Source organism: Paenibacillus melissococcoides (assembly GCA_944800085.1).
In the GTDB taxonomy this organism is placed as follows: Bacteria; Bacillota; Bacilli; order Paenibacillales; family Paenibacillaceae; genus Paenibacillus_B; species Paenibacillus_B melissococcoides.
The window spans coordinates 526,406-553,024 of sequence record CALYLO010000001.1 but is presented as its reverse complement, the minus strand read 5'-3'; the positions used below and the strand labels follow the sequence as shown (position 1 = coordinate 553,024).

Annotated in this window: 19 protein-coding genes; 1 reads left to right on the top strand and 18 read right to left on the bottom strand. The window is 57.8% G+C overall.

Annotated elements, in window-relative coordinates; genetic code table 11:
- Positions 1-69: 69 nt before the first annotated feature.
- Positions 70-1,209, bottom strand: coding sequence for a YhcN/YlaJ family sporulation lipoprotein (locus OCY70_RS02575; RefSeq protein ID WP_213426186.1), 1,140 nt, complete (start codon positions 1,207-1,209; stop codon positions 70-72).
- A 265-nt stretch (positions 1,210-1,474) separates the two neighbouring features.
- Between OCY70_RS02575 and OCY70_RS02570 the strand changes: the two genes are divergently transcribed.
- Complete coding sequence (locus OCY70_RS02570; RefSeq protein ID WP_213426185.1) at positions 1,475-2,476, top strand: ketoacyl-ACP synthase III; 1,002 nt, start codon at positions 1,475-1,477, stop codon at positions 2,474-2,476.
- 48 nt (positions 2,477-2,524) lie between these two features.
- Here OCY70_RS02570 and OCY70_RS02565 read toward each other — a convergent pair whose 3' ends face one another.
- The 17 genes from OCY70_RS02565 to OCY70_RS02485 all read right to left on the bottom strand — a co-directional run bounded on the left by OCY70_RS02565 (position 2,525) and on the right by OCY70_RS02485 (position 26,594).
- Positions 2,525-3,514, bottom strand: a complete 990-nt coding sequence (locus OCY70_RS02565) for a DUF4340 domain-containing protein (protein WP_213426184.1) — start codon at positions 3,512-3,514, stop codon at positions 2,525-2,527.
- Positions 3,511-4,893 carry a GldG family protein gene (locus OCY70_RS02560; protein ID WP_261944566.1) on the bottom strand — a complete coding sequence of 461 codons (1,383 nt, stop codon included), beginning with the start codon at positions 4,891-4,893 and terminating at the stop codon, positions 3,511-3,513. The genes OCY70_RS02565 and OCY70_RS02560 overlap by 4 nt, the downstream gene beginning before the upstream one ends.
- A 7-nt stretch (positions 4,894-4,900) precedes the next feature.
- Positions 4,901-5,614, bottom strand: coding sequence for an ABC transporter permease subunit (locus OCY70_RS02555; protein WP_213426182.1), 714 nt, complete (start codon positions 5,612-5,614; stop codon positions 4,901-4,903).
- Complete coding sequence (locus OCY70_RS02550; protein ID WP_261944565.1) at positions 5,607-6,761, bottom strand: ABC transporter ATP-binding protein; 1,155 nt, start codon at positions 6,759-6,761, stop codon at positions 5,607-5,609. The genes OCY70_RS02555 and OCY70_RS02550 overlap by 8 nt, the downstream gene beginning before the upstream one ends.
- Positions 6,762-6,912: 151 nt before the next feature.
- Positions 6,913-8,454, bottom strand: a complete 1,542-nt coding sequence (locus tag OCY70_RS02545) for a glycosyltransferase family 4 protein (RefSeq protein WP_249724438.1) — start codon at positions 8,452-8,454, stop codon at positions 6,913-6,915.
- Between the two features lie 94 nt (positions 8,455-8,548).
- Positions 8,549-9,688 carry a CgeB family protein gene (locus OCY70_RS02540; protein WP_213426180.1) on the bottom strand — a complete coding sequence of 380 codons (1,140 nt, stop codon included), beginning with the start codon at positions 9,686-9,688 and terminating at the stop codon, positions 8,549-8,551.
- Between the two features lie 221 nt (positions 9,689-9,909).
- Positions 9,910-10,200 (bottom strand): hypothetical protein, encoded by a 291-nt coding sequence (locus OCY70_RS02535; RefSeq protein ID WP_213426179.1) that lies wholly within the window; start codon positions 10,198-10,200, stop codon positions 9,910-9,912.
- A 5-nt stretch (positions 10,201-10,205) separates the two neighbouring features.
- Positions 10,206-10,505: a hypothetical protein gene (locus OCY70_RS02530; RefSeq protein WP_213426178.1), complete on the bottom strand. Its 300-nt coding sequence runs from the start codon at positions 10,503-10,505 to the stop codon at positions 10,206-10,208.
- A 6-nt stretch (positions 10,506-10,511) separates the two neighbouring features.
- Positions 10,512-10,850: a restriction endonuclease subunit S gene (locus OCY70_RS02525; protein ID WP_213426177.1), complete on the bottom strand. Its 339-nt coding sequence runs from the start codon at positions 10,848-10,850 to the stop codon at positions 10,512-10,514.
- 19 nt (positions 10,851-10,869) lie between these two features.
- Positions 10,870-11,157, bottom strand: a complete 288-nt coding sequence (locus OCY70_RS02520; RefSeq protein WP_261944564.1) for a nucleoside-diphosphate sugar epimerase — start codon at positions 11,155-11,157, stop codon at positions 10,870-10,872.
- A gap of 162 nt (positions 11,158-11,319) precedes the next feature.
- The gene (locus OCY70_RS02515) at positions 11,320-12,696 is read right to left on the bottom strand and encodes a glycosyltransferase family 2 protein (protein WP_213426175.1); all 1,377 of its coding nucleotides are present in this window, start codon (positions 12,694-12,696) and stop codon (positions 11,320-11,322) included.
- Between the two features lie 24 nt (positions 12,697-12,720).
- Positions 12,721-13,767 (bottom strand): GT-D fold domain-containing glycosyltransferase, encoded by a 1,047-nt coding sequence (locus OCY70_RS02510; RefSeq protein ID WP_249724436.1) that lies wholly within the window; start codon positions 13,765-13,767, stop codon positions 12,721-12,723.
- A gap of 77 nt (positions 13,768-13,844) precedes the next feature.
- Positions 13,845-14,837, bottom strand: coding sequence for a dTDP-glucose 4,6-dehydratase (gene rfbB / locus OCY70_RS02505; protein WP_213426174.1), 993 nt, complete (start codon positions 14,835-14,837; stop codon positions 13,845-13,847).
- On the bottom strand, positions 14,834-15,565 hold the full coding sequence (locus tag OCY70_RS02500; RefSeq protein WP_213426173.1) for a sugar phosphate nucleotidyltransferase: 732 nt from the start codon (positions 15,563-15,565) through the stop codon (positions 14,834-14,836). The genes rfbB and OCY70_RS02500 overlap by 4 nt, the downstream gene beginning before the upstream one ends.
- A gap of 117 nt (positions 15,566-15,682) precedes the next feature.
- Positions 15,683-16,882, bottom strand: coding sequence for a glycosyltransferase family 2 protein (locus OCY70_RS02495; RefSeq protein WP_249724434.1), 1,200 nt, complete (start codon positions 16,880-16,882; stop codon positions 15,683-15,685).
- A 4-nt stretch (positions 16,883-16,886) separates the two neighbouring features.
- A complete protein-coding gene (locus tag OCY70_RS02490) occupies positions 16,887-17,696 on the bottom strand; it encodes a glycosyltransferase family 2 protein (protein ID WP_249724431.1) in 810 nt (269 codons plus the stop codon).
- Positions 17,697-18,233: 537 nt separating this feature from the next.
- Complete coding sequence (locus OCY70_RS02485; protein WP_261944563.1) at positions 18,234-26,594, bottom strand: WIAG-tail domain; 8,361 nt, start codon at positions 26,592-26,594, stop codon at positions 18,234-18,236.
- Positions 26,595-26,619 lie beyond the last annotated feature (25 nt).

Here is a 26,619-nt window from a genome sequence, read left to right as displayed (position 1 = left end):
CCTAGGTATGTAGCGAAAAGGACCGCGTCTTCTCTGCCAGTAGCGCAGAACGCGGTTCCTTCCCGTTTGTTATCTCAAGCCGGGAGCCATATTGTTCAGCCGTCTCGGATGAGTATTGGTCATTTGTCTCGTTCCATATTCTTGTGTCGGGAAGATACGATAGACCATTTCTTGGAATTCTTGGGCAAATCCAGACAACGGACGGCCTTCTTGCGAGCTCTTCATGAACTGGTTCATCCGTGCGACGAAGTCAGGGTTGGCTGACACGTACACTTGATCGCATTGCGGCGCGTCTTTTTTGACGATTTGGGCGATTCGTCCCTTCAGATCCGAAGGCACATCATTGGCGGTCATATCCGCGCTGTTATTCAGTGCATGGCTCTTGGAGCGCGCATCCAGATTGCCGGTACCGCCGAGGCGTCCCATGGTTCTGTTCATGCCGTTGCCGCGTGTCGTACCTTTGGCGTTAACTTGTGTATCGGTTGTTACGGCAACATAGGCGTTATTGTTTGTGAGCAGTACGTTTGCCGATTTCACGCCCTTCATTCGGGTGATCTTGTCGGCGATTTTCTTGCTCATCTGCATATTGGTCATCGTATGCGCGTTGCCATAGCCCGTGCCGTTGCCGTTCAACCGGTTGCCGTCAACGCCATAACCCGTGAAGTTGTTCATTCCATAATTTCCGGTACCGTAAGTCCCGAAGCCATTCATGCCATAGCCGTATGTGCCATAGCCATTCATGCCAAAGCGGTTACCGTTCGTACCAAAGCCATTCATGCCGAAGCGGTTGCCATTCATACCCAAGCCGGTCAGGTCGTCATTGATGCCAAATCCATTCGGGCCAAGCCCGTTGATGCCGGTTCCGCGAGTCGTGCCGCGAGTGCCGAAACCATCGAGACCATTCCCGCGAGTTCCGATACCATTGTCGCGAGTCGCGCCGCGAGTGCCGACACCGTCAACGCCATAACCGCGAACACCGTCTATTCCGAAGCCTCGTGTACCGTAGCGGTCGCCGTTATATCGGTTCGCGTTCGTATCCAAATTCGGGTTCATGCCAAGCGGATACATTCCATCCTGAGCGGTACGGGTACGCATGTTGTTTTGGGCGCCTCTGGTTGTCACGTTATCGGGATTCGTCGCGCAGCCCGTCAACCCCATGGACATGACCATTGCCGCTGCCAGCGTGAGCAGGACCAACTTTTTACGCATCGCTTTTCCTCCTTGTGTAGATGATTTCAATTGGATTATCACCACACTTAGCATGCGCCGAGGCCGGGATGTTATGCCGATAGGTTTTACCGCCGCTGCCACTCCTTTCTCCCCTTTGCAATTTTCCGCAGCAAGGCAGGATTGCTTCATTTAAGACCCCGGATGGCCGACATGACTTTTCGACGTACCTTTTCGTTGACAACGAGACATCGGAGCCTTATTATTTAGTACCAGGTACTAATATTAGCATACCGGAGGGAAACCTATGCCAATAAAACGTTTGCATACGAAAGCCCGCATTACCGCTTTTGGCTCTTTTGTCCCCGAGCGTCGATTGACCAATGACGATCTCGCCGGGATGGTGGACACGAATGATGAATGGATAGTTACCCGAACCGGGATGAAGGAACGCCGTATTGCCGATTCGGATACCTACGCCTCCGATCTGGCGGTGAAGGCGGCCCATGATTTGGCCGAGCGCCACGGAATTGACCTGCGGCAGGTGGATGCGGTATTGGTCGCCACGTCCACTCCGGATGCCTTTTTCCCGAATACCGCCGCTCTTGTTCAGGCACGGCTCGGATTGGATGATGCGCTGGCCCTCGATATTTCCAATGCCTGCGCTGGCTTCGTCAGCGGACTTCAGTTAGGGCTTAGCTTAATCGAAGCAGGTCTTAATCAGCGCGTCCTCGTTATCGGAACAGAAGTATTGAGCAAGACCGTAGACTACGCCGATCGGAGCACCTGCATACTGTTCGGCGATGGCGCCGGAGCGATGCTGCTCGAGGCGGATGATCGAAGAGACAGCTTTGTGGCCTCCTTGTCAGATACGACGGGGGATACGGAGGCGGTCTTGTACCGACGCGCCACGGCTGACCGGATTGGAGAAGTGGAACTTAGAGGAGATGGGAAATTAGTCCAAAACGGCCGCGTACTCTATAAATGGGCGCTGCAGCAAATCCCTGCAGGCATCGGAAAGATCCTGTCCCTGCTTCAATGGAATGCGGATGCGGTGGACTGGTTCATTCCGCACAGCGCCAACCTCCGGATGATTGAAGCGATTAGTGAACGAAGCGGCATTCCCATGGAACGGACATTAACAAGCGTCGCGTATTATGGCAATACATCGGCCGCAAGCATTCCGCTGTCCATATCCCTCGCACTGGCCGAAGGGAAGCTGAAGCCCGGCGACATGACGCTGCTGTACGGCTTCGGAGGAGGCTTCTCTCAAGCGGCGCTTCTGCTTCGTTGGCCTGAATTGCAATGAGATCAAGAAGAAGACACGGCTTCCCGCGCACGGCAGCCGTGTCTCATTTTACTTCTGATTGGATTCGGGTGTATCCTGCTTCTCGTCATCCTGCCACGTCTGAACCGCTTCATGGAAGGAAGATTCATCGACCGGATAGGCCCATCCCTCGCCATCCGGGATGATCCACATATGCTCCTCCTTCATGTATCCGCCATATCGCTTCGTCACCGGTTTTTCTTGCGGCTGTTCCGGGTCAATGGCTTCCGGCTGCAGGGTAATCGTCAGCGTCCAGTCCTGCTTCGATCCGGAGCCCGTCAGGGCATCGGCCCGTTCCGGCTCGCGATCAATCATCAGGAAGCGGAAGGCATTGATAAGCGAGGATGCTTTATCTTGGGTGATTTTCTCGCCGTTTAAGCTCCAGGTCTCCTCTTCATCAGCCGAATTTTCCTTTTTCGGCTCCTTTTTCAGATCATAGACTTGTCCGCCCGATGACCACTTGAATTCCCGCACTTCCTCCAGCGCAAATGTCAACGGTTCCTTCCGGGCAAAATCAAAGGCCGAGCGCTTCAGGCCCGACAAGTCCGATTCGGATACTTGATAGACCGTGTTCGTACCATCTGTCCGGGCGTAGACCGTTCCGGGAACCGGAGTGCTCCCTCCGACTTCAATCCGGCGAACGTTACCGCCTTCTGTAATGGAGTACACGGCGGCGGGATGATCAAGGCCGTATTTGGCCATATCCGCCGCATCCTCTTCGACCACGGCTTGGCCTGCCACCCCGGTAAACGTTGCAATCCAATCGGTAACCGTATAGGAGCTTACCGGATAATCCTCATTCCCCTGCACCTTCCAATCTTCCTTCACCTTAACCAGCTTCAGCGGCTTGCCATCCGTATCCAATTCAATGGCGTCTACTTGTTCCGCCTCCGCCTTCACGAGGACAGGCGCGGATTCCGCTTCCTTGTCCGTATTGAGAAAGAAATGATTGGACGACGCATACCAATACAGTATCCCGAAGACAATAAGCAGCAGAGCGGCCGGCATCAGCTTTTTCATGACGCATGTCTCCTTCTCCACCACAGTCCCGCTCCAATAAGAAGCAGCACGGCCGGGAATCCGATGACGCTCACCCACAAAATCGTTTTTCCCTGAGACGGCGTCAAATACGCAAGCTGGTAGGCGGCATTCTCGCGCGGCCGGATCGTAACCTGATCCTGATTCTCCTCCAACCAGTGGATGCTGTTCAGCGCGAAGTCCCGATTGCCCTGGGTATAAATATAAGCATCCGCCATGTAGCTGGAACCGCCGATTACGACGGCCTTCGGCTGCCCGTCCTTCGACTGGACGACCGCTCCGAGCGTCAACGGACCTGCGATATCCTTGTCATCCCGTTCGCTTCCTTCTTGAATGAGGCGCGGGATATCCGTCTCTCCATATGCTTTTTCTGTCGTGTGCAAAATTTCTTGCGCCTCGAACGCATCGTTCTCGCTGATCTTGAGCGGAATGCTTAACGACAAGGTCATCATCATACGGTACTGGATAAGCTTCTCTGTCATCTCGTGCTGGTTATAATCCGGCATAATCGTAAACGGATCATACAGCAAGCCATCGGATGGCTCGACGGCGACCGAGTTCGTGCTTTCTATGCCGAGAGATTTCAGCAGCCCATGAATATTCGGCCATTCGGTTGCCATCTTTCCATTGAACCCAAGCGCGACATACAGCTTTCCTTTGCCTTCCACATACTTCTGCAGCAGTTCCGCTTCCTTATCGCTCAGATCCTGCTTCATGCCGATGAGCATCACGAGATCGGCATCCTCGGGCACGCTGCCCTTCTGCAGCAGGTTCAGCTCCTCAAGCTCCATATTATCCTCTTGCAAGCTTGTCCGCAGCACATTCATTTGCGCCAGCGGCATTTCCTGATGCCCGCTTAATACGAAAGCCTTGGATTTTTTGTCTGATGCAAGGCTTCGCAGCCCCTGCGTCATTTTTTCCTCGCCGCTGAACTGATAGGAATACCCTTGCCCGGCTTGGAACATTTCAAATAAACCGACCGTTTTCCGCTGGCTTCCCTGCTCGAATACGATCGAGCTTGCCGTCAGCTGGTACTGCTCCGCCAGCGAAGGCTCCTTCAACAGATCATATCGCTTGAAGGAAATATTCCGGTTGCGCTTGGCATATTCCTCCGCCATGTCGGCAACCTCGCGAACCAGCACTTCATCATCGTTCGGGGTCGTGAACAGCTTGATCGCGATCGGCTTCTCGACGGAAGCCAGCGTCGATAACGTCTGCTCCGACAGCGTGAAGGTTTTGTTCTTCGTGACGTCCCACTGCCACCCCGAGAACGACTGGAATATATAAGTCATCAATACGAAAATCCCTATTACCGCGGCCGAGATCACTGCCGCTTTGCCACGACGCAGCCATGTTTTCATCTTCATGTTACCTCCACCGCTTTCTGTCCAACACTTGAATACTCAGCACGATGAACACGGCGGACAGCGTCAGGAAAAAGAGAACGTCCGCCCCGTTGATGACGCCTTTCATGAATGACTCCAGGCGCAAATTCAAGGCAAATGGCGCAAGCCAGCTTCCCCATTCCGGAGAGGTGGATGCAGGCATATCGAGCAGCCAGAAGGCCAGCAGCATGACCACGCCCGCAATCGCCGCCACCATCTGGTGCTGAGACAGAGTAGACGCGAACAAGCCGACCGCGGCCATCGTTGCGCTTAGCAGCAGCATCCCGAGAACCGAAGTGATCAGAACCGGCCAATCCAGCGGGCCGAAGAACGACATAATAAGCGGGTACAGCAGGCTGAGACAGACCAGCAGCACCATGACGACAAGCGCCGCCGCATATTTGCCGAGCACAATGTGGCTTAACCGGGCCGGTGAGGTTAACAGCAACTCATCCGTGCCTTGGCGGAATTCGTCCGCCAGCAAGCGCATCGTCAACAGGGGAATGACGAACACATACATGAACACCGCGTTCCCCGAGACAAGCCGGAAGTCGATGATACTAGGCTGGAACATGACGAAATTCAAATAAAACATCATGCTGGAAATCAGCACATAGACGGCAAACGCCGCATAAGAGGCTGGCGAGGTGAAATAAGCTTGCAGTTCCTTCCGGAAGATCGCTCGAAATCTACGCATCTTGCACCTCCTCCTCGGTCGTAAGCCGAATGAACACGTCCTCGAGGCTGGTCGCGTCGCACTTCATCTCGAGAATTGGATATCCCGCCTTCGCAAGCGCGAAAAAAATAGACTCCCGCGCATCCGTCTGTTCCGCCGGGATGACCCGCAGCGCAACGATCTGGGCGCCGGAATCCGCCTGCGATCCGTTCTGGTCTTCCCCTGCTTCAATACCGCCGCCGGCTTCCTCCGCATTCGCGGGTTCCGCCTCCAGACCGGAGTCTGGTTCCGTCTCCGCAGCTATGCTGCCGGAATGCGCGCCGGCATGAGCTTCAGCCCCGCCACCGCCATTCTCCCGCTTCTCCTCCGGACCGTCTTCGGCGGCAGGCTCTTTATCCTCAGCAAGGACATCGACGGACGCTACCTCGGGAAGGGCTGTCAAAATAGAGATAATGTCAGATTCCTGTCCCTTCACTTCCAGCTGCAGCGAGGAGGCCTGTCCCATCACCGCTCCAAGCCGATCCTGCCGTTCATCCAGCACAAGACGGCCCTGATGAATAATGAGGACCCGATTGCACAACGTATTCACCTCAGGCAAAATATGAGTGCTGAGCAGTACGGTATGCTGCTCTCCCAATTCGCGGATCAGCTCGCGTATCTCGATAATCTGGTTCGGATCGAGCCCGGACGTCGGCTCATCCAGCACGAGCAGATCGGGCTTGTGAATAATGGCTTGCGCCAAGCCCAGCCGCTGCTTGTACCCTTTGGACAGGCTGCGAATAATCTGCTTTTCTCTTCCGCGCAGCCCCAGCTTGTCCAGCATTTCCGCGATGCGCTGCTTCTGCTCCCGCACAGGGACTCCCCGCAGATCCGCGATAAAGGATAAGTACCCCTTCACCGACATGTCCGGATAAAGGGGCGGGGTTTCGGGCAAGTAGCCGATTTTGCTTCTGGCCTGGGCGCCGTGCTCCGCCATCGTCAAGCCGCCGATCGAGATGCTCCCGCGAGTGGGGTTCAAATACCCGGTAATAATGCGCATCGTCGTCGTCTTGCCTGCCCCGTTGGGCCCGAGGAAGCCGACTATCTCGCCTTGCTCGATGGCGAACTGAAGATCTTCCACGCCCCGGCGGTCGTCATACCATTTGCTGACGTTGTTCACTTCTAACATCGTAGACCTCCCGTTTCCTTTGCGATAACGGACGCACCGCCTGCTGGCGGCGCGCCCCAGTCTATCTCCCCGATCATAATCCGTTATATCTAAAGCAAGATTAAACGGAAATGAAACGAAACTTAAAAAAATGTGTCTATTTCGTGAACGATTAATATTTTCTTCGAACACGCTTGCCCCGGCGTATCCGGAAAAGACGAGTCCCCTTCCTGTTCCGTCTGCGGGTTCGGAGCCCCCCGAACCAATGACGCCTGCGGCTGCGGAGGCGCCGGCCCCGCTTCGGCCGCCTCCTCCCGCGCGGATGCGGATGGCGGGACAAGGACCGCCGCAGGTTGGCGCCGGGCGAGCCAGCGGAAGGAACGGCGCCGTATAGGATGTCCGCGGGAATCCGACGTGCTCGGGAGAGCAGCGAACCATGCTCCGGCATGCCGGGAGACACGCGGCGGTATATGCCGCTATCCGGGTCGGCGGCGAACACATCGGGACCCTCCCCCTGGATGACCTGGTATTTTTGGCGATGGTGAAGGACATGGCTTACCAGCAACTTCTTCAACCGCTCGCGGAATACGGCATGACCGTACACGCGAACGGCGTTCTTTCCGTTGCGAATGCCCGCCTTTTTCCATGCCGAAGAGCTGCGGGTCGCATCAAGCACGGCCTGCGTCAACCGCTCCTCATTTCCGGTCTCAATCGAATATGCGGAATTCCCGGTCGCCGCTTGGATTTCGGCCAATCCGCCCGATGCGTACGCAATCACCGCCTTGCCGAATATCATTCCTTCGAGCGCCGTTAACCCGAAGCCTTCCGGCAGCAAGCTGGGCACTACGACAATATCCATCGCCGGGTATACATGCTGCACCGACGGCTCGAACCGAATGAAACGGAACCGGTCGGCATAAGGAGAATTCGCAATCATGCCGAGACAGGATTCATAGTAACCGTGATCCGCCGGCTCTCCGAGGATGAGGAAGCGGGCAGACGGCCGCTCAGCCGCCACTTGAAGCGCCATCCGGACAAAATGGTCCAATCCTTTTTCCGGATAGATGGCAGCCGATATATATCCGATCAGCACATGTCCGGCCGCGACCCCCAATGCTTTTCTTTTGCTGCGGCGGAAGCGGGGCCAGGAGCGGGGCTGAAGCGCGTTCGGATTCCAGGATGGGGGCAGTAAATAGAGCGGGGTGTCTCCCGCCGCAGGGCGGATTGGTTGAAGCGTCGTCTCCGACGTGCCGATAATGCCGTCGGCATGCGAGCTGATTAGCGCTGCCGCGAGGGCGGTATGCGGATTGTCGGCGATGGTCTCGTTGATGACCCACAGAGCGGGAATCCCCGACGCTGCGGCTGCCGCGGCCGGAAGCGGGTGGACCGCCGTATTCGTCAAGACGATGTCGGGCTGAATTTGCTCGAGCAGAGTGACGATGGCCCCGAATTCGGGTGCCCGCTTCCAATGCTCCCACTCCTCCGGGAGATCGGCGCCCGGCCGGACGAGAGAGTACATGAGCGGGCAGGGCATAATCTCGCTTCGGATGCCGGCCGCCCGGGCCAGGGCGGATAATCTCCCTTCCTGCGGCACGAGCATCACGCATTCATACCAGGTGCTTAACTCTTTAGCGAGGAAAAGAAGATGCTTCTCCGCTCCGGTAATATAATCTTGGTTGCATATATGCGAAAATAACATCATAGTCGGTCTCATTGCGCGGCCCCGTTCTTCGTAAGAGATACGGATGCCTTCACCTCCAGAAGCAATGGAATGGCCTAGGATGACGCCGTCCTGCGAACATACCGCTCTAACCGAAAATGGTGACCAGCACCTGGTTCAAGCGTTGAGCATACGTATGTTCGCTCATCGTCCGGGCCAAAGCGCGGAGCGCAATTTCCCTGCGCGCTTGTTCATGGCTTAAATAGTAGTCTATCTTGGCAAGCATCTCCTCCGGAGAAGCATAGGTCTCTATTTCCGCGCCGGGAGTATAGAATTGGGAGATATCCGCTCGCACGTCGGTAAGCTGAAGCGTAGCGCAGGCGTTGATTTCGAAGGTGCGCGGGTTCGGAGAAGCCGCCGTAATATTGATCCGGTTCTGGTTAACCGACTCGTCATCATGGCTGCGGTGCATATTAATCACGATCTTGCTGCCGTTATAGGTTTCTGACGTCTCATACGGGTCCATCCAGCGGTTCAGTTCGATCTGATGGGCGTATTGAGGATATTGGGGCAATCGATCCCACCATAAGCCGGACAGAACCAAGCCCCGCTTCATCAGTTCAGGCAGAATCGGCTCTAGCATCCGAATCCGGTTCCAATAGGCGGAGCCGATGAAGCTGATCGCCCGCCGCACCTTGGCGGGGCTGCGCAGGGGGCGGAATTGGGCCGGATAGACGCCAAACGGCAAAAAGTGCACGTTCGCGCCAAGCGAGCGGTAATACTCGACGCTGTTCGCTTCCAAGGTGAAAACATAGTCATAGTGCGTCACGATGGAGCTCATCATATCGGTGTAATACGGATCATCCGTAATCCATAAGGCAGTCCGGATCCCAAGCGCCCGCACGGCATCGACTTGATCCACCGGAAGCTCCATGCCGTCCAGGGCAAAAACCAAATCGGGCCGCTGGTGGCCGGCAAGAGCCGCAACATCATCCCGCGGCCCGCATACGGAGACTTGGCTGACCAGTTCCTGCCATGTGGAACGCATGCCTTCATCCAGCGGGGCATAGGGATACCCTTTGCCGGTTGTCACATAGCAGATATGGAGCGGCCGCATCGGTACCGGCTCCCTCGGCATCTTCATAATGACATCCGCCCGCCCGCGTAAATAGCCTTCCTGGAATCCATCATTGAACCCTGCGATGCGTCCTTGATGACGGGCGTTGTGCCGGAAGTGATATTTCGTATGAATTCGGGCTTGCTGCCTGCGTGAGCGTGATGTACGCATGAAATCGCTCCTTTTTTACATTCGTCTCCAGTCAAATGCTGCGATCCGGTAGACACGGTCTCGCAACTACTGTATCGATAGTCTGGCATCCATTCATCATATGCCGCTCCGGCAGATGCATCATGGACGGTTATCCATCCATGGTCAAAAAGGGCTTCCGGACCAAACAAAAAACAGCCAGCGGCTGCCGAGTGCGGCAAGCATCTGACTGTTCATACGCCTTATCCGGTATGTTCGGAATAGGCCAACTGGTGACCGTCCTCGAATCCTTTGGCAAAGCCGGCATTGAACCCTGTTTGATAAGATTCGTCATAGCCCTGCTTGTAGGATATGGGAGATCCTCTTCTCCTTCTCCGGCGGTTTATTCGCACTCCGCGTTTCCGCAGCTTGCGGGAATGCCCGGACAGACGCCGGCTCACTCCCTCGCGCCGCGCCCCCCCATTGCGGGCGCGAATGGGGCCGCTGCGCACCGTTTTGCGCCCCAATATCCCTGTACCTGAACGCTTTTTCAATAGATTCACCCTCCTGTGCTCCTCGGGTCAAGTACGGCTCTGTCGAAATAAACTGGATTGAACCAGGGCGTTGCAGGAGTTCCGGTTGTCTTGTAACGGGAACGCCAGCCGGTGATCATGCCGCACAGCGCCAGCTGATAGTTCGACAGCAGCCGGATATCCTCTTTGATTCCTTTGACGGAGCCCTCCGCATGCTCGGTGACATCCGCAAGGTTCTCCAGCATCCGGGCCAGGGCAGACTGGCTGCGGACGATGGCCTGGATCATTTCAAGCTTGACTTCATCCTCCTGCGATCTATGCTTCATGACCGTTTATCTCCCCAAATCAAATTCTCCGCTGAACGATCCGTCCGCTAGCCCGTCTCCCATCGAACCCGAGTCCCCCCGGTCAAGAACGGCTTTCATGTTCCGGGCGAGACTGAGCTGGATTTTGGTCAATCCGTCAAGGACCTCAACGATTTGGTCATGAATTTCCAACGGATCGCTGATTTGCTCTTTATGGTTGACAAAAGCGGACTCCGTCAAATGATTCAACATCCAATTTCGCGTTTTTTCTGCTTCCACGGCTTTGGCTTCCAAAATCATAGCGACATTCCACTGCATCTTGGCTATGGCATCCAATATAAGATGATAGGAGTGCTCTCTGCTCAACCCGTCCCCCCCTATCGATTCATTCTTCGCCATCGTCGTTCAATTCTTTGATGACATGTTCAAGCTGCTCGGCCAGCGCCTCTTCCAGCTCCGCGATTCCGTTCAGGTAAGCGACGATATTTTTCGTTAAAGCAGCGGATTGCACCTTCAATCCGCTCAGGCCGGCAAAGTCGGGATTAACGTCCGGCAGGGCGTGAATGAGCTGTGCCATCCGGAACGCAACCTGACGTTCCGCGTCCAGAACGCGGGCCATATGCTGATGCGTATGGGACATATGAATAATAATTTCGTCCACGACGTTATCCATGCTTCTTCCTCCCCGGCAAAATAACGGATCGCGCACAAGTGTTAACTCCGCTTCCTTGTCTTAACATATGCGGGCCACAGGCGAGTGTATACGGGCTACTCGCCCAAAACTGCCTCAACCCGCAGCCTTTTCCGGCACCGGCCTCATCGGGGCCGTCATTGCTTACAAGTGAAATGAGGTGATAACCGGTGCCGGAATAATCGGAAGCCCCTCTTTCAGTTCGCGTCTCTCTTTATCCGTCCGAGGCTGCACCCGGTTCTCCAGCTGCCATCTGCGAAGGGCATGCTCGCTGATGATTTCGCGGTACTCCGCTCCTTGACGCTGGTACCATTTTCCCCCTTCGGTCGTGAAAACGGCCCCGTCTGCGATGACCCCGTCCGCTTCGGATTGCCGGTGCCACTTGTCGCGGGCTGTCCCCGCATCCATGGCCGGCCCTGTCGGCCAGCCTCGCAGCTCGATTTGCGAGACGGTTACGATCGGGACGCCAATATGGCCGACAAGCGGGTATTTCGTGCCATGCTCGACCCAATACACCGTATCTGTCAACCCCGTGACCGCGACATGCGTCGGGTAGAAATCATGGCATCGGCTAAGACCGGAGTCCCTGTTTGCTTCTTTCGCACGCTGCACCAGATTGAATGAATTCCCCCATTTCTCACGGAAAAAGGCCGCGTTTTTGTCATTAATAACCATAAACTGATCCCCGAGCTCCTTCATCGTTACGCTGCCGTAATGATGGATGAACGTATCCCGGGCAATCACGAGCTTGCGCCCATTTAGGCGCACGCGGAGCACATAATCCTCATCTTCGAAATTGCCGATCTCGAAGCCTTCGTCGAAATATCCGGTCGCCTCGAACAGTTCCCGGCGGAATACAAGGCAAAACCCGACAAGCCGATCCGTTCCTTGCCATTTCCCCGCGTTCGGCACATTATGTGCCGCTGCGAATGAATACATTTCCTCAATATGTTGATAAGGAGCCTCAATCTGCTGTTCTCCGCTGATGAAATTGGTTACCGGGCCGACCATTCCGATATTCTCATCGCTCTGCAGGCAGTTAAGAAGGTTCCTGAGCCAATTCGGGGTCGCCAGAATATCGTTGTTCAAGACGCAGATCGTCTGCCCCTTCGCCATCATCATCCCCGTATTGACCGCTCCGGAGAAGCCGCGGTTATACTCATGGATATGGAAGCGAAGCTTCCCGGTATTCCGGTGGAGATAGGCGGCCGTACCGTCGGTCGAGGCATTGTCGACGACGATGATCTCATAGGGGAGAGACGTATGTGTCTCAATGCTGTCAACACACTGCTCTAACAGTTCGGCCTTGTTAAACGTCGGGATGATGATGCTCGTGCCTTCGAAGGGAACTCCGTATTGGGCCTGCCCGGCCCGCAATCCTTCCGCATAGCCGCAGGCGTACCCCTGATCGTATCGTTGTTGTCTGCTCCGGCCGGATGCTGCCCGCATGGAAGATGCGGGGACTCGCCGCTTGCCTGCGCGCATACGGCGGATGTTACGGGGGGAACGCAATCGTGGCATCTCGGCGCACCTCCTTCATTCGAGTTAAGTTAATTGCATATTGCCGTCTATAATGAGATTCGCCAAATGTCCGAAATCAATCGCGACCTTGCCGGATTGTTCGGCAAGGCGTTGAACCAGGATGACTGCAGGAATGCCTGCAGAGACGATGGCCAAATCAAAATCATGCTTCGCGGTCTCCTGCAGAACGGCAGGAATGTCATTCATGCCTTTAACCGGGGCGATCGCGCCGGCGATGACAGCTCCTTTGCCAGCAAGAACCGCGGCAAGCGAAGGGGCCGTATTGCCGATGGCGAGCACGCGCCGGCCTTGGATGAGCCGGGGAAGATAGCCTTCCTCGGCCAACGAATAGTTAATCGTAGAGACAGTAAACCGGCGTGGCGCGATCTGGATGCCGTACGCTTGAAAAACCGGGGACAGCAGGCCCTGGAAGTTCGGCTCCGGGGCCACCGGCACGCCGATGATCGATGCGCTCCGCACGGCCTCCGCCAATTGATCCCGGTGAGCGTGATCCGGAATACTCATGCCCGAATATTCGAGAAATGTCCCCTCTCTCCGGACTAATTCCGCGCTCATCACCGTATCGTGAGCCAATGCGAGCAATTCTCCGTCTCCCAGCCGCACGAGCGAGCATGGGGTCCGCTCCCGCAGTGCCGTCTCCAGCTCCTGGAACACCTCCGCCACCCCCATCAGCGGCTTCAACAAATGGCGGATCTGCTCCACTCCCAAAGAGATGACGTGCTCCAACGTCATATCCGGAAGCAGGGTCTTGCCGGGAAGCAGCCGGGCGAGGATGCGCTCCCCTCCCTCATACTTGCCTTTGCGGAACCCGTCCTCATAAATGAGCCGACGTTCGGTCTCCAGGTCAGGCGGCATCTCCAGCGGGCTGTCGGCTGCCGGCGCCGCAGCCGGCCGATGCCTGCGCTTAATTACCCGTACCGGCCGTTCCCCGGAAGTCTGCTCCCTCTTGCGATACAGGCGCGACGCTCTGCGGAACAGGCGTCCCTTACGGATAGCCCGCAGCTTCCTCATACGGAAAATGCGCCGGCGGCGAAGCGCAATTTTTGCCATTCGTGTCCCCTCCCTTCCTGGCTTCATCTGCATGGCGGATAGGATAGCGTGCCGGCTTCGGCAGCGAAATCAGACAACTATCTTCCGTGCAAATACGCTCCGGACAGCACGCGTTCCCACCATGCGCGGTTGTTCACATACCAGGAAATCGTCTGCTTCATTCCGTCGGCCAAGCTAACGCTCGGACTCCAGCCGAGCTCGCGTTCCGTCTTGCGGGGATCGATCGCATAACGCAGATCATGTCCCGGGCGATCCGAGACGAAGGCAATCAGCGATTCTGGCTTCCCCAACTCGTTCAGCACCATCCGGACAACCTCCAGATTCGTGCGCTCCTGGTGGCCGCCGATATTATAGACCTCGCCCGGCCGCCCATGCCTCAGCGCCGCGTCGATGGCCGCGCAATGATCATCGACATAGAGCCAATCTCGCACATGAGTACCGTCTCCATAGACGGGAATCGGCCGATCTTGAATGGCTTGCGTTATTATCGTAGGGATAAGCTTCTCCGGAAATTGCCGCGGACCGTAATTATTCGAGCAGCGGGTAATAATGACGGGCATGCCATACGTGCGGGCATAGGAGCGTGCCAGCATATCTGAACCGGCCTTGCTGGCGGAATAGGGGCTATTCGGCATGAGCGGGGAGTCTTCCGTAAAAAAGCCGGTCGATCCTAACGTCCCGTACACTTCGTCGGTCGACACGTGAATAAAGCGGGAAACGCTGTGGCGCCGCGCAGATTCCAGCAACCGGAACGTGCCCAGCACATTGGTGCGGACGAATGATTCCGGATCGGCGATGCTCCGGTCGACATGGGATTCGGCCGCAAAGTGCACGATCGCGTCGAAGGCCCCCTCCTCCATTATCTGTTCCACAGCCGCCGCATCCGTAATATCGGCCCGTACGAAGCGATAGGCTCCGCTATCGGCAATATGCTGCAAATTATCCGGATTGCCTGCATAAGTAAGGGCATCCAGATTCGTAATGCGGATGTCCGGATGTCGGTCCAGCATATAGAGAATGAAATTACTGCCGATGAACCCCATGCCTCCGGTTACGAGAAGCCGGTTCATAACTCGACCTCCTTCAACTCTTGAGCTGCTTCATGCAGCGACTCGAACGTACCGGCATCCGTCCACCACGATCCAAGCACATCGTATTGCAGCTTGCCCGCGGCCGCGTACCGGTTGTTGACATCTGTAATCTCCAATTCCCCGCGCTCGGATGGCACAATCGCTTCAATGTGATAAAAGACATCGGTATCATACATGTAAATGCCCGTGACGCAATACGATGATAACGGCTCCTCCGGCTTCTCTTCAATGCGGACGATCCGCTTCGGATCGGCGCTGTCGAAGACAGGCACTCCGTAACGCTTGGGGTCAGACACTTCCCGCAGCAGAATGCGCGCCTCGCCGGGCCTCTGTTCGCGGAATGCCGCTGCATACGGAGCCAGATCGTCGCGGAACAAATTATCGCCGAGCAACACGACGAATTTCTCGCCTAGTGCAATATACGGCTTCGCCAGCGAGAGTGCTTGGGCGATGCCGCCCGCTTCCTCCTGAATAGCGAAGGTAAGTTGGACGCCGAAGGACTGTCCGCTTCCGTAATAGTCTGTAAACAAGGATGCTGACATTTTCCCGATTACCATAATAATATCCGTAATGCCCGCCGCACGCAGACGTTCGATGCCATAGCTAACCATCGGATGCCGGCCAACGGGCAGCAGATGCTTATTCATGAGCTTCGTCAACGGATATAGACGGGTTCCTGTGCCTCCCGCCAAAATAATTCCTTTCACTCGATTTCCTCCTTGTAGCCAAGTTGGGGAAGCCGCCGCTTCGTCGGCGGTACGGCTTCGAGATTGTATTCCAATAACGAAAGGGCTAATGGATGGCTGCAGGGCGGTGGATTGAGATTATCCTCCGTTTCTCCTCTCGGCAATCCGCTCGCGCTGGTGCGTCTCGCTGAAAAATGACGCATTTTCCTCCCACAGGGAATGAAAGGCCTCCACATGATCCCCGATAATAAGCTCGGCGACCGGATTCGATGCGCCTACATTCGTGCGGCGTATCCGGTTCCTTCCGATAACATCGACCGCATGCACCGCTTCGATCCGCAAGCCCCGGACCAAGGCAAGCGTCTGGAATTTGGGAGGGACGATCAAATTGTGAACGCCTACGGTATCCAGCGCGCGGCGGGTAATGGCATGGGGGACAGCGGTCAGCGAGTTGGCATGCAAGTCGGGGCGTCCCAGACTGCGGTTCAGCCACTCCTTGCAGTACGTAATTCCATCGCGGTTGTAGAAGGGGCCGAGGAACGGACTGATGTCGTTCAGAGCCACATCAATGCCATTGTCGCATCCCCATATAAAAGCGCCCAGTTCCTCCGCGGCAATCGGGATATCGGCATCCGCGAACAGCAAAATCTCCGCTTGAGACAGACTCGCCCCGATAGCGCGGCCGACATCATGGCCAAGCGCTTCCGTGTAGTGAACGATGCAGGCGTCCTCCGAAGCTTGCTGCACCGCCAGCAAGCTTCCGTCCGAGGATCCGTTCACCACGACGATGGTGCGGGTTAGCGGCAAGCGCCCGAGCTCCTTCAACACTCCTGCGATGCTGTCTTCTTCATTTTGGGCGCACACGATGACATCGATCGGCCTTGTGGTCGGAATCAGGACTGCTTCCCTCCCGTTTTGATACCTTCCTGTCGTGAATCCAGCCCTGTACGCTTCCGCCAACTCCCTGACTTCCGGGTAGGATAAGGGAGCAAGCCGATATGGCGCCAGGAACTCGGTGAACCGGCTTTGCATGAAGCGGACGATGTCCTTGTGCGTATCCTGTCCGCCCAATGCGGCATAATCGTCGCCATGCCGCCTTCCCGCATCCTGGGCAGCATGGAGCCATGCTGCTCTTGCCCGCGGCTCAGGAAGCTGTATCTTCCATTGCGGAAGCTGCTTATGTCCGCGTTTTCGGAGCCGGCTTCGTCTTATCATGCGGCCTGCCGGCAGCTGGCGGGAGCCCTGTCTTCTTCCCCGGATCGGCTGGCGTCGGCGCGCGGAACGGCGCAGTCCCCGGATAACGTTCTTTGTTCTGCGGAAGGATCTCTTCCTTCTCATGGCATTATGTCACCCGCTCCCGTTGTCTGGTCAAATCCGAGTGGCCGCCCCGGGGGCCCCGCTGTTCCATCAGCCAGCGAATCGCCTGCAAATGATCTTGGCATATCAGCGGCTCCAGCGGATCCTCGCCCAGCCCCCGCACGCGTATCCGGTTCATGCGGCCAACGTCAACCGTATGCACCGCGTGGACATCCAGTCCGTATACGACAGCCATCGTATGCGCTAGCGGCGGGACGGACAGCGCGTCGGCACCGATCAGGTCAAGCGCCCGGCGGCTCAACGCATGCGGAACGGCAGTCAAGGAAGCTCCCCCCAGATCCTGCCGGGAGAGCATGGCATTCAATGCGTGCTTTGCCAGGACAACGCCGTGTACATCATGCTTCTGGACAGGCCCCTGATAATTATTGAGAGCGACATCGACGCCGTTGTTCACCGCGTGAACGAACGGGCGCAATTCTGACGCAGGCAGCACGATATCGCCGTCGATGAACAGCAAAATGCGTCCCGCCGCGGCTCGGGCTCCAACGGTTCTTCCCTTATCGTGGCCAAGCGGAATCCCAAAGCGAAGGACGCGGGCTCCCATCTCTTCTGCGATGCGATCTGAGCCGTCCGTCGTTCCGTTCGCGACGACAATGACCTCTGTGGCCGGATGCACCTGTGCCGCCCGTGTAATGACACGGGCCAGTGTCCGCCGTTCATTCAACACCGGGATGATCACCGACACCAAGGGATCGGAAGAACTATGGATTCGATATCGTCGTACCTGCCGGCGGGTACGCGTTCGCGCAGAACGATATCTTTTGGAATGAGCCATTGCACGTCTCCCTCCCGGGCAAATTGCACATGTATTTACATCCCATTGTATGAGGCATAGTCCAGAGTGTAACGGCTCATGTACACATTCGGCCAGCTTCCTTCCATATAATCCGGCGGATCGCCCCGGATGCGCAAAAAAAGGGGGTGTCCCAAAAGTAGTATTTCACTACAGTGAGACAGCCCCCCTGCTTCTCAAAGCTCGACTCGCCGAAAACTGCAAAACGGCAGCTTTCCTTTATGACGTGTACCCCGTTACAGGGAATCCTGCAAAACGGCATCAATTTCTGACTATCCAATCGATAAAAGACAAAAATCGATGAACATCAATGTAATTTTGCAGAAATTTCATCAAATAGCGGCTGAAAGAGCAGAAATTGATGCATCCACGCAGCATTTCACTGCTTCATCTATCTTCCACCAGTTTGCGCCGCCGTTTTTCCCGCATCCACATTCTCTGTTACCTCGTCATCTCCATCATTTTGCAGTGCCTGTGAGACACCCCCCTTCCTTGCTTCACCGGCGTATCGGCAGCAAGCTAGCCGATCGCAATCCAGGATACGCAGCCGAACGGCTGCGACTGTGGATCTTTACGGTGTATCTCCAGTACGGCGCTGTGCGTTGCTTGCGATTTCAGCACGGCATGGCATTCCGGGTGGTTGGTCATCGCGACAAGAATATATTGATTATTCGGGAACGGCTCATCGAAGGCAATCCGGACGTCTACCCGGTCTGTCTCCCCCTGAAGCAGAAATGCGCTCATCCCGAATTGCTGCAGCGCTCCGGCGCGCGGCATCGAAGTCCGCACGGGAACAAAGGAACAGGTCTCCGGTGTAACCGTTCCAGGCTGGAGCACAATCGAATCCAAGACCCCCTCTTCCAAATGCTCGGCCCGAATGCTCCCCGCCGCGATATGTTGGCCGGTAACTTCTCCTTCGCCAATATGGCGGCTCGTGACTTCGCCCGTACCGATATGGCGGCCCGTGACTTCATCTGCTCCGAGATGCTGCCCGGTGATCTGAGCTTCACCGATATGATGGCTCGTGACTTCACCCGCACCGATATGATGACCGGCGACCTCGCCTTCGCCGATATGGCGGCCCATTACTTCGCCTGCTCCGATATGATGACCGGCGACCTCGCCTTCGCCGATATGGCGCCCCGTTATTTCACCCGCTCCGATATGATGGCCGGCGACCTCGCCTTCACCGATATGGCGGTTCGTTACTTCTCCCGCACCGATATGATGACCGGTGACCTCGCCTTCGCTGATATGGCGGCCCGTTACTTGACCTGAACCGATATGATGGCCGGTCACCTCGCCTTCGCTGATATGGCGGCCCGTTACTTGACCTGAACCGATATGATGGCCGGCCACCTCGCCTTCGCTGATATGGCGGCCCGTTACTTGACCTGAACCGATATGATGGCCGGTCACCTCGCCTTCGCTGATATGGCGGCCCGTTACTTGACCTGAACCGATATGATGGCCGGCCACCTCGCCTTCGCCAATATGGCGGCCCATTACTTGACCTGAACCGATATGATGGCCGGTCACTTCGCCTTCGCCAATATGGCGGCTCGTTACTTCACCCGATCCGATATGATGGCCGGTCACCTCGCCTTCGCCGATATGGCGGCTCGTTACTTCACCCGATCCGATATGATGGCCGGTCACCTCGCCTTCGCCGATATGGCGGCTCGTTACTTCACCCGATCCGATATGATGGCCGGTCACCTCGCCTTCGCCGATATGGCGGCTCGTTACTTCGCCTGCACCGATATGATGGCCGGTGACCTCGCCTTCGCCAATATGGCGGCCCATTACTTGGCCCGAACCGATATGATGGCCGGTGACCTCGCCTTCGCCAATATGGCGGCTTGTTACTTCACCCGAACCGATATGATGGCCGGTGACCTCGCCTTCGCCGATATGGCGGCTCGTTACTTCGCCTGAACCGATATGGTGACCGGCTACTTCTCCGTCGGCGATATGCTCGCCTTTTACTTCACCTGCACCGATATGACGGCCGGATACCTCGCCCTCGGCAATATGAGCGCCCGTTACTTCGCCCGCACCGATATGACGGCCGGATACCTCGCCCTCGGCAATATGGCGGCCCATTACCTGACCCGAACCGATATGATGGTCAGCTACCGCTCCTTCGCAAATATGGCGGCCCATTACTTCGCCCGTTCGGATATGCTGACCGTCTATCTCGCCTTTGGCGATATGACAAGCAGTCACTTCCTCCGAACCGATATGATGGCCGGTGACCTGGGCTTCACCGATATGAGAGGCGTTTATTTCCCCTGCCCCGATATGAAGGCCCGCAACTTCGCCTTCGGCAATATGGCGGCCGGTGACTTCTCCTGCTCCGAGATGATGGCCCATAATCTCGCATTCGGCGATATGGCGGCCCGTGATTTCTGCCTCTCCGATATGCTGGCCCGTTACCTCGCCCTCCGCGATATGACGGGCGGTGACTTCACCCGTTCCGATATGACGGCCTGCTACCTCATTCTCGGCGAGATGGCGGCCGGTGACTTCCCCTGCTCGGATATGCAGACCCGTTACCTCGCTCTCGGCGAGATGACGGCCGGTGATTTCTCCCGTTCCGATGTGCCGACCGGCTACCTCGTTCTCGGCGATATGACGGCCCTTGATTTCTCCCGTTCCGATATGCCGACCGGCTACCTCGTTCTCGGCGATATGACGGCCGGTGATTTCTCCCGTTCCGATGTGCCGACCGGCTACCTCGTTCTCGGCGATATGACGGCCCGTGATTTCGCACGCACCGATATGATCACCGCCCACCTCTCCTTCCGCGATATGGCGGCCCGTGATTTCCCCCGCTCGGAGATGCTGGCCTCCTACCTCGCCCTCCGCGATATGACAGCCGCCGATTTCCCCCGCTCGGAGATGCTGGCCTCCTACTTCGCCCTCGGCGATATGGCGGCCCGTGATTTCCCCCGCTCGGAGATGCCGGCCTCCTACCTCGCCCTCGGCGATATGGCGGCCCGTGATTTCCCCCGCTCGGAGATGCCGGCCTCCTACTTCGCCCTCGGCGATATGACGGCCGGCGATTTCGCTCAGTCGGAGATGCTGGCCTCCTACCTCGCCCTCGGCGATATGACGGCCCGTGATTTCCCCCGCTCCGATATGCTGGCCCGTTACTTCGCTCTCCGCGATATGACGGCCCGTGATTTCGCCCGCTCCGATATGCTGGCCCGTTACTTCGCTCTCCGCAATATGACGGCTGGTGATTTCGCACGCTCCGATATGCAGGCCCGTTACCTCGCCCTCGGCGATATGACGGCCGGTGATTTCGCCCGTTCCGATATGGCGGCCGGCTATCCCAACGTCGGCGATATGACGGCCGGTGACTTCACCCGTTCCGATATGATGACCGCCTACCTCGCCCTCGGCGATATGACGGCCTTTTACTTCTCCGGCCCCGATATGCTCTCCGGCTACTTCACCCTTGCCGATATGATAACCCGCGACTTCGCCTTCCGCGATATGGCGGTCTGTGATTTCGCCCGCTCCGATATGCCATCCGGATACCTCGCCCTCGGCGATATGACGGCCGCTGATTTCTCCTGCTCCGATATGACGGCCGGATATCTCGCCCTCGGCGATATGACGGCTTGTGACTTCTCCTGCTCCGATATGATGGCCCGCTACCTCGCCCTCGGCGATATGGCGGCCGCTGACCTCGCCCGTTCCGATATGATCGCCGGCTACCTCGCCTTCCGCGATATGGCGGCCGATGACTTCTCCTGCTCCGATATGATGGCCCGCTACCTCGCCCTCGGCGATATGACCGCCCGTGATTTCTCCCGCTCCGATATGATCGCCGCCCACCTCGCCTTGCGCGATATGGCGGCCGATGACTTCTCCTGCTCCGATATGATGGCCCGCTACCTCGCCCTCGGCGATATGACCGCCCGTGATTTCGCCCGTTCCGATATGGCGGCCCGCTACTTCGCCCTCGGCGATGTGACGGCCCGTGATTTCCTCTGCCCGGATATGATGGCCGGTGACTTCTCCTTCAACGATATGGCGGCCGGTGATTTCGCCCGCTCCGATGTGATGGCCTCCTACCTCGCCTTCCGCGATATGACGGCCCGCGACTTCTCCTGCTCCGATATGATGGCCCGCTACCTCGCCCTCGGCGATATGGCCGCCTCTGACTTCGCCCACGCCGATGTGGCGGCCCGCTATTTCACCCTCGGCGATATGACGGCCTTTTACTTCTCCTGCCCCGATATGCTCCCCGGCTACCTCGCCTTCCGCGATATGACGGCCCGTGACTTCGCCCGTTCCGATATGGCGGCCGGCTACGTCTCCTTCGGCAATATGGCGGCCGGTGACTTCTCCTGCTCCGATATGCGAACCGGATACCTCGCCTTCCGCGATATGACGGCCCGTGACTTCAGCCGCTCCGATATGCTGGCCGGATACTTCTCCTTCAGCGATATGGCGGCCGGTGACCTCGCCTGCGCCGATATGCGAACCGGACACCTCGCCTTCCGCAATATGGCGCCCTGTGACTTCCCCCGCGCCGATATGCGATCCCGACACTTCCCCTTCGGCGATATGGCGGCCTTTTACTTCGCCCGAGCCAATATGCCAGCCGGCCACTTCTCCCTTCGCAATGTGATGGCCTGTTACGACGCCCGCACCGATATGCTGGCCGGCTACCTGGCCCTCGGCAATATGGTGCGCCGTTACTTCGCCTGCGGCCAGATGGCTGCCGGCTACGGCTCCGCTCGCAATATGCTCGGACTGGACGGCGCCGGCGCCGATATGCTCACTGGCGACCGCTTGTTGGCGGATATGCCGCCCCTCCACCGCCGCTTCCTCCAGATGCGAGGAATGGATCGCCTGCTCCTGCAAATGGATCGAGCCGACACTCTGATGAGCCAGCTTCTCGGCCGTAACGGCCCCGGCATGCAGCATCTCCGTCTCGATCGATTCTTCCGGAATCACAACGGCCTCTGCCTGCGGCGGCGTTGCCGCGGTCGTTAATAGCTCCTTGACCTCTTCGTTGAGATGCGACAGGCCGACCGCTCCGTCCGCCAATTGCTCGCTTCCGATCGCATCGGTCTGAATATGAACGCTGCCGATAGCGCCAAGCTGCACATGGGACGAATGAACCGCGCCGCCCGCCAGCTCCGTGCTGCCAATGGCTTCGGGCTGCACATGCTCACGCCCGACGCTGCCCGAATCCAGCTTGTTGCTCGTCACGCAGCCGTCGCTCAGGCTCCGTTCCGTCACGGCGCCGTCCTGAAGCATATCCGCACGGATGCTTGCAGCCTGCAGATGCTGTTCTCCGATGGTCTGCTCCCGCAAATGATGCGGAAGCACAGCTCCTTCGCTTAAATGAGCGGAGACAATCAAGCCGGGCTGGAGATGCTGGCTGTCAATCAATCCCGGCTGCAAATGACGTCCTGTAATCGCAGCCTGCCGAATATGCTCGCCCGTAATCGCGTCCTTCTGCAGATGCTCGGCTTGAATCGTTCCGGGGGCGACATGATGGCTTCGCACCGCGCCGGCCGAGAGATGGCCGCTGCCGACCGCGCCTTCCGATAACGCCTCGCCGCTGACCGAGTCCGAAGCGAGATGCTCGCCCGACACCGAGCTGGCGGCAAGATGCTCCGAACGGATTACTTGCACCGCAATATGGCGGGAGTGAACCGCATCATCGGCCAGATGACTGGCATGGATGGCGGCATCCGTCACATGCCCGCTCGTCACGGACCGGGGTTGAAGCTTGGTTCCGGCCAGGCTGCCGTCCGGAATAATGTCGCTGGTGAGCACATCGGCCCCCAAATGCGCCATCGTAATCGTCCCTTTGCGCAGATGGTAACCCTGAATCGATTCCGCCTGAACATGCTTGCCGGATATCGCTTCCAGCGCCACATGCTTCTCCGAGATGGACTGGGGAGCGATGCTGGCCGCAGTTACGCTGTCCTCCTGCAGCATTCCTGCAGATATCGATTTCGGCTGAAGCTGATCCTCGCCGACAGAGTGCGATGCCAGATGGACGGACCGGATCGCCCCTTCCCGAACGTGGTGAGAGCCGATCGAACCGGGGGCCAGCTTCATGCCGGTGACGGCTTCCTCCGCCAGATGATCGGTCTCTACGCTGGCCGCTTGCAGGTTCCGGGCCGCGACGCTGTCGTCTGCCAATTTATCTCCTGTAACGGCCGTATCGCCAAGATGCTCTGTCCCGATGCTCCCGTCCGCGATATGCATGGCCTGAATGGCTCCCTCGGCCACGTGCTCGCTGCCTACGCTGGCTGCATCAAGCTGAACCGAGCCTATGCTGCCGGGAACAACATGCTCGGCGCGAATCGCCCCTTCTTGGATTGCCGCCCCTGAGACCGACCCAGGCTGCAGTTGCTCCGCCCCTACCGAATTCGGAGCGAGATGCTGCGCCTGGACGCTTTCCTCAGCCAGAGTGTCGGACGTAACGGCTCCGGATGCGAGATGTGCAGTCGTCACACTGTTCTCCGCCAGTTTGTCTGCGGTTACGCTTCCGTTCGTCAGCTTGGCGGTCGTGATGGACAAGTCGCTCAGTTTATCGGTCGATACGCTCTCCGGAGACAATTTCAAAGACGTAATAATATGGTCGGCCAGATGATGGGAATAAATGACTCCCGTCCCGATATGGCGCTCGCAGACGGCATTTACCGCCAGCTTCTCGCTTGTGACGGCCTCCGGAGCCAGCTCGGTGGACTGGATGGACTGCGGATAGATATGTCCCGACCGAACCGCTCCGATGGCGATATGCTCCTCCTGCACCGCTTGCGGGCCGATAGCATCGGGTCCGACCGCTCCCTCCGCCAGATGATGCTGCTGCACGCTGGCATAGGCAAGCTTCTCCGGCGTGACGCTGGCAGCCCCCAGCTTCCGGGCGATGACCGCTTCATCCGCCAATTGTTCGGACGAGACGGCGGCCGGAGCCAGCTTGGCGGTAGTGACCGCCTCTTCGCCAAGATGCCGGCTCTCGATCGCCTGTTCGGCTACATGCCGGCCTTCCACCGCATCATCGGCAAGATGAGCCCCGTGAACCGCTTCCGCCATGATATGGATACCATTGACCGCACCGGGCGCAATGTGTGTCTCATTGATTGCCTCCTCAGCAACGTGAAGCGACTCGACGGACTCAGGAGCCAAGTGCTGTCCGTCGACCGATTGCTTGGCGAGGTGCCGGGAACGGACCGCTTCATCTGCCAGCTTCGTCGAGAGCACGCTTTGATCCGCCAGCTTGGAGGAGGTGACCGCGTGCTCGACAAGCTTCATCGTGCTGACGGATTGATCCGCCAGCTTGGCGGTCGTAATGACCCTGTCGGCCAGATGGCGGCTGCTGATCTGTCCGGGGCCGATATGACCCTCGCGAACGCTATCTTCCGCCAGATGACGGGCTTGCACCGCCTCGTCGGCCAGCGGCTCGCTGGTGACGCTCTTCGCTTCCAGCATCGCACCGGAGAGGGTGCCGGGCGCGATATGAGTGCTGTCGATCTGCCCCGGGCCGATATGGCGGCCCTCCACCGCCTGCATTCCGATAGCGCGGCCTTCAACGGCCCCTTCGCAGAAATGGCGGGCGTCGATGCAGCCCGGCGCCAGCTTGTCGCCGGTAATCGCCCCGGCGCGAAGCTTGGAGTTCGTAACCGATTCGGGCGCCAGCTTGGAGGCGTCGACCGATTCGTTCGCCAGATTTTCCGTGCGAATGGCGCCGCTGCGGATTTTCTCCGCGGTAATCGCTTGATCTTGAATGAGATTCCCCGAAATAAGCAGCTCGCTCAAATGCTTCGCCTGGATCGAGCCTTCCGCGATCTTGGATGAATCGATCGTTTTGTCCGCCAGCTTCTCCGAAGTGATGCTGCCGTCCTTAATTTTCTCCCCCGTAACCGAGCGATCGCGCAGCTTTCCCCCGGACACGGCATTGCGGATTAAATGCTCCCCGGCTATCGAGTTGGGAGCAATTTTGGAGCCGGTTAAGGCCTCCTCGGCGATTTTCAGGGATGTAACCGCATAGTCCATCAGCACGTCGGTCCCAATGCTCTCGCGCCGCAGCTTCGATCCGCTGATCGAATAAGCGGCCAGCTTCTCCTCCGTCACCGCTTCATCCGCGATATCATCGGTATAGATAAAGGCGGTTGAACGAGCCGAACTCCGCTTCTCGGCCAGCAGCTTCTCCTTCGCCTTGCGGGTCTCGGCGGCATTCGCTTCAGGCTGAGCGGCTGGCGAAGAGGGCGGCGGAGAGGGCGGGGCGCCCGGTTCGTCCGCGCCTGGCCGTGCGGCGGCAGCATCGCGCGCTGCAGGCCCGGTCGGCAATGTTCCCGGCATGCTGAATGCCGACGTATAGGTCGGATGCTCTTCTTTGCTTTCCTTGCGCGATGGCCGGTCCTCTTCGCCCGCCCGGGAACGTTCCGCACCGGCATACCGCTTCGCGACGCGGCGGCTGCTCCCTCCTTGACGGGACATTAGCCTTCCCGGCGTCGGCAGCTCATCTGTCCCTTCGGGCCCTTCCGGTTCAACCGCTCCGGACGGGGTCTCGGGAAGCAGCCAATCCTCTTCGGCCTTCGCCGCCTCCGTCTTTGCTTCCAGTTTTTCCTCGGTCCCGTCGGCGCAACGGTCCCGCTCGGATACAGCCGTGATCGGCGGCAGCGAAATCTCCTCCTCCGGTTCTACGGCTTCCAAGGCAGCCAACGCATTGACGCTTGCCCTTTCGGAATCGTCCGGCGGCTTTTTCGTTGAACTGAGACGGTCCAGCAGCGATAACTCCGACTGGTTCGGATTGTCGACAAAGTATAGCGGCTTTTTGGGCGATTTCTTTAACGGCTTCTGTCCCTTGGTTGTCCGCTTTTCATTTTTCCTTTTCATGTGCTCTCTCCTTTCCGTTCTATGC

What these genes read in the sequence shown, in the direction of transcription:
- OCY70_RS02510 (WP_249724436.1), bottom strand. Translation starts at nt 13,767, where the DNA reads ATGGCAAAAATTGCGCTTCGCCGCCGGCGCATTTTCCGTATGAGGAAG.
- OCY70_RS02560 (WP_261944566.1), bottom strand. Translation starts at nt 4,893, where the DNA reads ATGAAAACATGGCTGCGTCGTGGCAAAGCGGCAGTGATCTCGGCCGCG.
- OCY70_RS02490 (WP_249724431.1), bottom strand. Translation starts at nt 17,696, where the DNA reads ATGGCTCATTCCAAAAGATATCGTTCTGCGCGAACGCGTACCCGCCGG.
- OCY70_RS02515 (WP_213426175.1), bottom strand. Translation starts at nt 12,696, where the DNA reads ATGCCACGATTGCGTTCCCCCCGTAACATCCGCCGTATGCGCGCAGGC.
- rfbB (WP_213426174.1), bottom strand. Translation starts at nt 14,837, where the DNA reads ATGAACCGGCTTCTCGTAACCGGAGGCATGGGGTTCATCGGCAGTAAT.
- OCY70_RS02565 (WP_213426184.1), bottom strand. Translation starts at nt 3,514, where the DNA reads ATGAAAAAGCTGATGCCGGCCGCTCTGCTGCTTATTGTCTTCGGGATA.
- OCY70_RS02555 (WP_213426182.1), bottom strand. Translation starts at nt 5,614, where the DNA reads ATGCGTAGATTTCGAGCGATCTTCCGGAAGGAACTGCAAGCTTATTTC.
- OCY70_RS02495 (WP_249724434.1), bottom strand. Translation starts at nt 16,882, where the DNA reads ATGAGAAGGAAGAGATCCTTCCGCAGAACAAAGAACGTTATCCGGGGA.
- OCY70_RS02575 (WP_213426186.1), bottom strand. Translation starts at nt 1,209, where the DNA reads ATGCGTAAAAAGTTGGTCCTGCTCACGCTGGCAGCGGCAATGGTCATG.
- OCY70_RS02485 (WP_261944563.1), bottom strand. Translation starts at nt 26,594, where the DNA reads ATGAAAAGGAAAAATGAAAAGCGGACAACCAAGGGACAGAAGCCGTTA.
- OCY70_RS02540 (WP_213426180.1), bottom strand. Translation starts at nt 9,688, where the DNA reads ATGCGTACATCACGCTCACGCAGGCAGCAAGCCCGAATTCATACGAAA.
- OCY70_RS02520 (WP_261944564.1), bottom strand. Translation starts at nt 11,157, where the DNA reads ATGGATAACGTCGTGGACGAAATTATTATTCATATGTCCCATACGCAT.
- OCY70_RS02570 (WP_213426185.1), top strand. Translation starts at nt 1,475, where the DNA reads ATGCCAATAAAACGTTTGCATACGAAAGCCCGCATTACCGCTTTTGGC.
- OCY70_RS02530 (WP_213426178.1), bottom strand. Translation starts at nt 10,505, where the DNA reads ATGAAGCATAGATCGCAGGAGGATGAAGTCAAGCTTGAAATGATCCAG.
- OCY70_RS02550 (WP_261944565.1), bottom strand. Translation starts at nt 6,761, where the DNA reads ATGTTAGAAGTGAACAACGTCAGCAAATGGTATGACGACCGCCGGGGC.
- OCY70_RS02545 (WP_249724438.1), bottom strand. Translation starts at nt 8,454, where the DNA reads ATGAGACCGACTATGATGTTATTTTCGCATATATGCAACCAAGATTAT.